Origin of the sequence: Actinomadura darangshiensis (genome assembly GCF_004349235.1) — a bacterium.
In the GTDB taxonomy this organism is placed as follows: Bacteria; Actinomycetota; Actinomycetes; order Streptosporangiales; family Streptosporangiaceae; genus Spirillospora; species Spirillospora darangshiensis.
In genome coordinates this window covers 1-8,529 of record NZ_SMKY01000347.1, presented here as the reverse complement: position 1 = coordinate 8,529, position 8,529 = coordinate 1, and the positions used below count along the sequence as shown (strand labels likewise).

At 67.0% G+C, this 8,529-nt stretch carries 8 protein-coding genes and 1 pseudogene; 4 read left to right on the top strand and 5 right to left on the bottom strand.

Annotated elements, in window-relative coordinates; translation table 11 throughout:
* Positions 1 to 118: 118 nt before the first annotated feature.
* From E1293_RS40890 to E1293_RS40870, 5 genes and pseudogenes are all read right to left on the bottom strand, one after another.
* Positions 119 to 688: pseudogene (locus tag E1293_RS40890) on the bottom strand (IS701 family transposase); the annotation flags it as partial.
* Between the two features lie 249 nt (positions 689 to 937).
* Positions 938 to 1,555 carry a hypothetical protein gene (locus E1293_RS40885; RefSeq protein ID WP_132204506.1) on the bottom strand — a complete coding sequence of 206 codons (618 nt, stop codon included), beginning with the start codon at positions 1,553 to 1,555 and terminating at the stop codon, positions 938 to 940.
* Positions 1,556 to 1,588: 33 nt separating this feature from the next.
* Positions 1,589 to 2,182, bottom strand: a complete 594-nt coding sequence (locus tag E1293_RS40880) for an AlbA family DNA-binding domain-containing protein (RefSeq protein ID WP_341770248.1) — start codon at positions 2,180 to 2,182, stop codon at positions 1,589 to 1,591.
* A gap of 904 nt (positions 2,183 to 3,086) precedes the next feature.
* Positions 3,087 to 3,413: a histone-like nucleoid-structuring protein Lsr2 gene (locus E1293_RS40875; RefSeq protein ID WP_132204502.1), complete on the bottom strand. Its 327-nt coding sequence runs from the start codon at positions 3,411 to 3,413 to the stop codon at positions 3,087 to 3,089.
* 263 nt (positions 3,414 to 3,676) lie between these two features.
* Positions 3,677 to 4,078: a hypothetical protein gene (locus E1293_RS40870; RefSeq protein ID WP_132204500.1), complete on the bottom strand. Its 402-nt coding sequence runs from the start codon at positions 4,076 to 4,078 to the stop codon at positions 3,677 to 3,679.
* Between the two features lie 398 nt (positions 4,079 to 4,476).
* On the opposite strand from E1293_RS40870, the gene E1293_RS40865 reads away from it, so the two are divergent.
* The 4 genes from E1293_RS40865 to E1293_RS40850 all read left to right on the top strand — a co-directional run.
* Positions 4,477 to 5,310 (top strand): RNA polymerase sigma factor, encoded by an 834-nt coding sequence (locus E1293_RS40865; RefSeq protein ID WP_132204498.1) that lies wholly within the window; start codon positions 4,477 to 4,479, stop codon positions 5,308 to 5,310.
* Between the two features lie 91 nt (positions 5,311 to 5,401).
* Positions 5,402 to 5,938 carry a pilin gene (locus tag E1293_RS49930; RefSeq protein WP_243717318.1) on the top strand — a complete coding sequence of 179 codons (537 nt, stop codon included), beginning with the start codon at positions 5,402 to 5,404 and terminating at the stop codon, positions 5,936 to 5,938.
* A 2-nt stretch (positions 5,939 to 5,940) separates the two neighbouring features.
* On the top strand, positions 5,941 to 7,638 hold the full coding sequence (locus E1293_RS40855; RefSeq protein ID WP_132204496.1) for a TrbL/VirB6 family protein: 1,698 nt from the start codon (positions 5,941 to 5,943) through the stop codon (positions 7,636 to 7,638).
* On the top strand, positions 7,635 to 8,529 hold an 895-nt coding region (locus tag E1293_RS40850; RefSeq protein ID WP_132204494.1), incomplete at its 3' end, for a PrgI family protein. The genes E1293_RS40855 and E1293_RS40850, both read left to right, overlap by 4 nt.

Genomic DNA, 8,529 nt, shown 5'->3' with positions numbered 1-8,529 from the left:
TGGCATGCTCTTGTCCCCTTAACCTTTCGGATCCAGGTAAGCCATCAGACCCAGAAACCTCCCTCCGAGTTCCTCCCGACTGAATCGGGGATACAACAAGGCGCCTCGTGGCGCATTAGGCCTCGTCCCCGGTCACCCACCCGAACACCAGCAGCGGATCATCGGCGGCCCGTTCGATCATCCGCCAGGCCAGCTCCGGCTTGGTCGCGAACCGTGCACGCTCGGGGACACCCGCGCCGACCAGCCTGCCGGGGGCGGCGAACCAGGACTCGGGCAGATACAGCTCCCGGTCGATGAGAACCCGCTGCTTATCGGGGTTCACATACGAGCAGAACACCCCGATCTGGCAGTTGGTGATCTTGCCCGCGGTGCCGGTGTACTGGCGTTGCACCCCCGCTGAGCGGCGGCCCTTCTTCTCGAACCCGGTGTCGTCGACCACCAGCACCCCGCCGGCGTCGCCGAGCCGCTCGGCCACCTGGGCCCGCAGTGCGTCCCGCACCTGGTCGGCGTCCCATTTGGCGTGGTTGAGGAGCCGCTGCATCCCGTCCGGCCGCGTGTCTCCGGCGAACTCCGCCAGCGACCAGCCGTTCTTGCGCTCCAGCCCGCTCAGCAGGCCCAGCAGATACCAGCGGGCCCGCACCCTGGGCTCTCGCCGGCCGAAGAACGGGGCCACCACCTGCGCGAACAGCGCATCGAACCCATCAGCCCACCCGGCCGGGTCGACATCTTCTACAGTGGGCGGCACGGCCACCGCCGATCGTCTGGTCTCAACACACCCACACGATCACAGCGGTGGCCGCCTCACGTCCCGACCTCGATCAGACCGAGATCTCCAAGTGCGGTTGGAGTACTAGTTCGTCAAGGCGGGGCAGCGTCTTGGGGGGTTGATGTGCAGCATCGGGCAGCGGATGCAGGCTTCTCTGAACAAAAGGTCGGTTCAGGTCGTTGTGGCATCCGTGTCGCTTTGGGGGTCGCTGAAGATCCCCATGTAGGCGGCTTCGGTTCCGAGCGTGCGCAGCAGAGCCCCGGTGAGACGACGGGTGATCGCGCCGGAGGCTTGATTGAGTTCGGCCCAGGTCGCTGCGGTGGTGGCGGTGTAGGTGTCCTGGTTGTAGCGGTTGCCGGTGAAGAAGTAGTCTCGGTTGGGCGCAGCCCGCATGCCTTGGAGGCCGGACTCGTCGCCCGCGGCCAAGACGAGCGCCAGGAGCCGTCGGGTGTAAACAACGGCGGCGGACTCGATGATCATCTGCTCGTGGGGCTGGCTTTCTGTCCAGAGGGCGGAGAGACGGCCGAAGAACACTCGCAGGCCGCCATCTTCATGAACCTGCAGTTCGACGACGTTCTCGGGCGCCCGCTGCGAGGTGGGGGTGAAGACGCGGCCGTCGCCGAGATTGTGGGTGGCGCGGGCAACCCCACGGGCGAGCCGGAAGCCGTTGCCAGCACTGTTGAGCGAGGGGCCAACGTCCATGCCGCCGAGTGCGGTGTTGACCTCGGGGGTGAACGCCTTCTCGACAAAGGCCGCCAAGTCGACGTTCCAGGAAGGGCGGCTGGTCATGTCCAGCAGCAGGTCCTCTCGCCCGGCCAGGGGCTAAGCAACGAGGAACAGGTGGGCCTGCTGACGCTGGTCCGCAGGGATCGGATCGGCGTCGATCTCTCGCTGCAGCAGGGCGAGGGCGTCGCGGTCGGTGATGCGGCGGCGTTCGTGCAGGCGGACGACCTCCGGGTCGGGCAGGGGGTACTTGGTCTTGTCGCCGCGGCCCCAGTAGCGGTTGTCGACCATGTGGGGCGCGGCGGGGCTGGCGGGGATGTGGATGATTAGGTAGCCCGTGGTCGGGTCCGCCTCGGACTCGATCTCCTGGGTGATGACGTTCAGCGGCGGGTCGGGGATGCTGCGGGCGATCTGCTCCATCTTCTCGGCCATGCCCTTGAGCGGCTGGGGCGCCAGGGTAAAGGCGCGGTTGTCCTTGTCCTCGGCGATGCCGACGATGAGCGTGCCGCCGTCGATGGCGAAGGAGGCCATGTCCCTGGCCGACTCCTTGTTCGTCCCCCTGGTGGAGGGCGCCTCCTTAAGGTCCAGGTAGTGCGACTCTTCGATCAAGCCCTCGTCGAGCGCGGCCTGAAGGTCGGCTTGGTTCCGGGGAGTCCATCGGGGCTGGCTCGCCGAAAGGTAGATCGATGTCACAGGGCCCTCGCAGAATGAACGAAATGCTGACGCCGGTCGATTATGGCCGGACCAGCGCGATCATCTCTCATTCTTCTCTGGGGGTCCGCCGGCGAGGCTGGAAACCAGGTGGAGCATGCGCCGTTCCCCTCCGCCGATTGGGCAGTTCGCCTGCATGCAGGGCGGTGATGGCGGCTTCGCAGTCGGCGCTGGCGAGCAGGGTGACACCGTCGCTGATGCTGATGCCAGTCGTGATGAACCTGCTGGTGAAATCGACGCGAGGCAACCAACCGGCCACAGTCGGCGAGCAGGCTGGTGCCCGCTTCGAGCGGATGGATGCCGTGGGCACAGGCGTGCAGCGCGTCGCCGAGCTGGCGGATTGCGGGCGGTCTTCATCCAGCCGACCAGAACGTCGGCCTCCGACCCGGTCGCCCTGTCCCAGGCGATCTCCAGGACCCGCAGCAACCGGAACCACCGCAACAGATCGAACCCGTAGCTGCGGCAGGTCAGCGGACTCATGTCACTCAGCGCTAAGTCCCGCAGGTAGCGGGAGATCGGCTCCACCTCGCCGCCGTGCCGATCGAGAACGACGAACGGCGGGAAGCTCCCAGCAGCCTCTTGCAGGCTTCCGAGCCGAGGGACCTCAGCTCGCCTCCATCAACTTCTGTCCCAGCGCTGACACGTACCAAGCTTTCCGAACGGGGACGCAGCACATCCGCTCGCTCTCTGAACTTGGTGCAGTCAACAGTAGTTGCGGGCCAGGGCGATTCCCATGCCGGTCAATCCGAGCGAGGAACTACCGTCCAGCCGTCAGAACGGCTTCCTTCGTTGTTCCTCGAGGATGGCTTTCACGTGTCGCGTTCCCTGACTGGACACGCGCAGAGGGACCCACCCAGCCTCGGTGGGCCCCTCTATCCATGTCCGGCTAGTGGGCCGCTTCGTACTGCTCGATGACGTTGGCGGGGATGCGGCCGCGCTCGTTCACCTTGATGCCAGAGGACTTCGCCCACTCGCGAATCTCGGCGCTGCGCTCCCGGCTGCCGTTGCTTCGAGCCGAAGCCTTGCCGCCCTTGACGGCCTTGAGCCGACGGCCCTTGTCCATGAACGGGTGAAGAGCGGTACGAAGCTTGTCGGCGTTCTTCCCGCTGAGGTCGATCTCGTACGCCCTGCCATCGATGGCGAACGACACCGTCTCGTTGGCCTCGCCCCCATCGAGGTCATCTGTCATCTGAACTATGACCTTCTGAGCCATGCGTTTCCCCTCCTTCTCGTTCTACTGAGTAACCTTTACCGTAGCCGATTCCGGTGCGTAGTTGATCCGGAACAGTAGCGTCCCGTTTCGGTCCTCGACGGCGATCGCGCCTGGTTGGCCGGTTGGCACGTCGTAGCTGATCGTTCCCGATATGTACTGTCCGGGTCCGGGGTTGTGCTGACCGAGAATGCTGTCAGGGTGCCCTTTGGCCTCACAGACTCCGCCGATGGTGTCGATGCTGGACAGTACCTTGCCGTCTACGCCTACCCAGTGTGCAGAGGTGTAGGTGTCGCCCTCAACCGTGCCCACGTTCCTGATATCGAGCACGAGGCAAACGAACTCGCCGTTGTGGGGTCGCTGTGTCTCGTCTGTGAACCTTCGGTGTAGCTCTTGAACCGGTCGATCTTCTTGAGTGTGAACTCCTCGCTGGCCGTGCTCGCCTCGTCTGTCCCGCTGTTGCTCAGGTTCACCGGTAGCGGCTTGCCGACTTCCAGCGTGGGCAACACCTCGCCAGAGAAGGTAGACGTGGAGGTTTGCGCCGGGCTTTGACCGATGGTCTCCTCACCGGCTCCGGTGCGTCCGGCTTCTTTGTCGTTGCCTCCACAGCCGGAGAACACCAGGAATGCGGTCGTCCCCACCATGAACGCAGTCGTGAATTTCGTCATGCTTCCCCCCGATTTGTCTTTCCCTGGAAAGACTCCTCTTCGTGCGGGCTACGTACTCCTACGCTTCTCGGATCACGTCTGTGCTGGTGACAGGAGATGTGTGTGGCTGGGTCGCAACAGTTCGCCTCGGAGTTTTGATCTTTCTTGACGTGGTGCTCTCGCGTGCACGTGTCCATGCTGGTCAGCGACGATCCGAACACTTGCGCGCGCTTGACCTCGGCGCGCTGACAGCACGTGCACACGAGCAACAAATCGCGTTTTCGCAGGTCACAGCGATTACGTGCAGATCATGAACAGATCGGGTCTCGGCTGGTTGCCGAGCATCTGCTCATGATCTGCACATGGCCTCTGCCGAGATGTCGGTGACCGATTCACCGATCGCCTCTCGGGGGGTTCCCATGACCTGCGCCATCACCGCCGTCCGTCCGGCCGACCACTCCAACCAGCCGCCCCGCCGTGCCGGTGCCCAGAGCGGGCACGTCTTGGACGTCGCAGAGACGACGTTCGATCTGCTGATGCGCGGCCCGGCTCCGCTGTCGGTGGACGGCGCGGCGCTCGGGCACGGGCTGCCCGCCCGCGAGATCGCGCTGGACGAGGTCCGGGCGATCCTGCTGCACCCGTCCACCGGGCACGACGCGCGTGACGCCGTGTGGAAGGTGTTGGTGCGGCGCGCCCGCCACCAGGGCCCGTCCTGGGTCATCGGATGCGTCGGGGTCGCGCTGCCCGGTCTGAAAGCGATCGTGCGGGACAGGCTGCGCGGCCTGGAGAGTGAGCCGGGGGCCGACACCTCGCGTGTGGCCGGTGACCTGCTCTCGGCGTTCCTGGAGGCGTTGCACCAGGTCGACCTGGAGCAGCCGCGGATCGCGCAGCGGCTGGTGTGGCGGTCGGCCAAGGCCGTCGAGCGCGCCTACCGCGCACACGTGCAGGTGATCCCGGTGGATCCCAGCGAGCTGGTGAATGTCGACCCGGCGGCCGTCTCGTCGGACGACCACGTGGACCTGCTCCTGGGCTCGGCCGTCCGGCAGGGCGTCATCACCGCGGTCGAAGCCGAGATCATCACCATGACCCGGCTGGAGGGCATGGCCCCGGCCTGCCTCGCCGGGCGGCTCGGGATGTCCTATGCGGCATTCATGAAGCGTCGCAGCCGCGCCGAGAAGCGTCTGGTCGCCGCGATGCGCGACGAGGGCCTGCGGGACGACTTCGCGTCGCTGATGTCCAAGCCCGGGGTGTGAGCTGTCCAGTTACTAGGTGAAAGCAACCCGGGGTTGAAGACGGGTCGGGCCGGATGGTCACCCGGTCCCCATCCGTCAAACCGTCCGCCGAGTGCCCTTGCCGAAGGAGGACACCCGCAAGGCCCTGCCCGTCTTCACCCCGTGGTCTCTCATCTTCCGCCCGATGGCCATAACCACCATTTTCGCTCGCTGCCTCGTCTCATGCCTGGAGGGCTGCCCGTTGAGCATCCGTCCGTTGTCCAGCCTTCTTCCATCCCGCCGACCAGAGGTGAGCCGGGGACGTCTCGCCGCCGCTGTTGCGCTGTGGTGCGTTGGCGTCTTGGTGTGCGGCCTGGTGATCGCCGCGACGCTGGCCTCAGCAGCCCAGGCGCACGCCATCGCCGCACCGGCGGGCGATGGCCGCCTTCAGCAGGTCATCTCGAACCTGCGCAACGTCATCGTCGGCCTGCTGGTCGCGCTGGCCACACTGTTCGCCACGATCGGCGGAGTCCGGTACCTGCTGGCCGGCGGCGACCCCGGCGAGGCCGAGGCCGGGAAACGCACGCTGCGCAATGCCGCCATCGGTTACGGCATCGCCGCGCTCGCCCCGGTTCTGGTGGAGATCCTCAAGTACGTCGTCGGGTCCTGATCGTGCGCGTTCACATAGCGAAGGTCCCGCGAAAGCGGATTGCCATCGTCTCCGTGCTCATGGCCGGAGCCTGCGTGATGACCCTTACCTCGCACACCACCGCCGAGGCGCATCCGGACACAGTCCCCGCGGGCGCCATCTCGGCGGCCGGACCGGCAGCCACGCCGTCCGACCCCGCAGATCCGGGGCACGACGGCACCGCCAACGACGACCAAGGCAACGCAGAGGACGAAGGGGACGAGGACGACTGCTCCTGGGTTGATCTTCCCTGCCGAACCACGATGGCGATCACCGGGTGGTTCCAGTCACTGGCCCGCAGCGCCCTCAAGCCAACCCTCGACTTTCTGGCCGATACACAGCTCGCCACTCCTGAGATCGGCTCGTCCTCGATGAAGCAGGCCGAACAGATCTGGGCGACATCGCGGACGATAGCCAACACCTGCTTCATTCTGATGGTGATGATCGCCGGAGTCATGCTGATGTCCGGTCAAACAATTTCCGGCGTGAGCGCGCCCGGACCGGCGATCATTCGCCTGCTGGCCGCGTTCATCGCTATGAACACCAGCCTCATCCTGATCAGTTACGGTATCCAGTTCGCCAATGCCTTGGCCCGGTCGATTTTCCTGACCGGCGCCAACCAGATCGACCCAGACCAGGCAGGACGCATATTCGCCGAAGGCGTGGAAGCCTCCATCGCCACCCAGGGCCACTTCTTCGCCATGCTCATGCTGGTGGTCGTCGTCTTGGCCTGCATCCTGGCCTTCGTTTACGTGATGCGGCTGGCGATCATCATGGTCCTCATCGGCATCGCACCGATCGCACTCATGTTCCACGCGCTTCCCCTCACCGATGGCCTAGCCCGGTTGTGGTGGCGCGGGATCACCGGCGCATTGGCGATTCAAGTTTGCCAATCCTTCGTGTTCATCACCGCCCTCCGGCTGCTGCTGACCCAGCACGGCGACAATAAACCCGCTTTCGCCATGCCGACCGATCAGTCGGAACTGGTCGACATGCTGCTGGTGATCGCTCTGCTGTACATCTTGACCTGCATTCCCCGGTGGGTCGCCCGCACCATCTGGCAGCCGGCTCAGCCGCGCATGCTGAGCCAACTCGTCAAGTCGTTCGTCGTGTACAAGGGCGTCGGAGCCGCAATTGGAGTTGCCGGTAACGCCATACGCGGCGGACGGGGAGCCCGCGCTGCCACCACGGCCGCCGGGCGCGGCCGCCCCCGTCCGGGCGGCGGTGGGCCGCGCTGGCACGGCGGTCCGCACGGTGGCCCACACGGTGGTCCGTCGGGCGGCCCGTCGGCTGGACCGGCGCCACGTCCCGACCGCGGCCCCGGACCCGGCCCCGGCCCCCGGTGCAACGAACAGCGCGGCCCTGACCGGCGGCATCGTCCCCGACCGGGTTCGGCGAACGGGGCCCGTAGCGGCACGCACAGCGCCGCGCAGGGCCGCACCGGAACCCATCACCGCGCCGGACACGGCGCGGCCCCCAGGGGCACGCCGCACCGGCCGCACGTCCCGCCCGTCCCTCGCCGGACGGGTGCGGGCAGCCCTGCCCGGCCGCACCCGCGCATCCCAACGCAACCACCGGCCCAGCCGTACCGGCGGGCTGAGGCCCCGCGTCGTCCGGCACCGCGCAGGTTCGTGCGACTCGACCCGCCCGGCTACCGGCGCCATGGCAGGAGGAACCGTTGAACGACGATCACGAGCCGCTGTCGGCGCGCATCCCGGCCGACGTGGAGCAACCAGACAAGATCATGTACGGGCTCACCACGCGTCAGCTCGTCATCCTCGCCGCAACCGCGGTGGTCACGGCATCGGCGTTCGTCGCCGTCTCGCCGTTGCTGCCGGTCGCGGTCACGGCGGGGCTGTGCTTCCCACTGGTGGCGGCCGGATGCGCGATGGCACTCGGCCGCCGGGACGGCATGGGGCTGGACCGGTTCGTCCTGGCCGCGCTGGACCACCTTCGCCGGCGACGCACGCTCGTCGCAGCACCCGAGCCGATTCCCCAGGCCCCCGCCTGGTGCAGGGTGCGAGGTCAGTTGCCGGGCGCCTTGCGGTTCCCGGTCCGTGCCGTCCGCCAAGACGGCGTCATGGACCTGGACGACGAGGGAACGGCTGCGCTGGTCCGGGCGGGGACGATCTCGTTCGGGCTGCGCACCTCCGCCGAGCAGGCCGCGCTGGTCGGGTTCTTCGGACGGTGGCTGAACTCGCTTGAGGCTCCGGTGCAGATCCTGGTCCGGGCCCGTCCGGTCGATCTGTCCGATCTCGCCTCACAGGTGGCAGGGGCCGCGCCTGATCTGCCACACCCGGCGTTGCGGCGGGCGGCCGAGGACCACGCCGCCTATCTCGACGATCTCGGGGACTCACGCACGCTGCTGGTACGCGAGGTGCTCATCGTCGTGCGCGACCAGCCCGTCCCTGGTGCGGGACGCCGAGGACGCGCACGCCAGGCGAGCGCCGCTGTCGTCGTCCGCCGCGCCGTTGAAGCCGTCCGGACGCTGACCGGGGTCGGCGTCGCCGCGGAAGTCCTGAACGCCGATGCCTGCGTCCGCGTGCTGTCGGACGCGTTCTCTCCCGGCCACG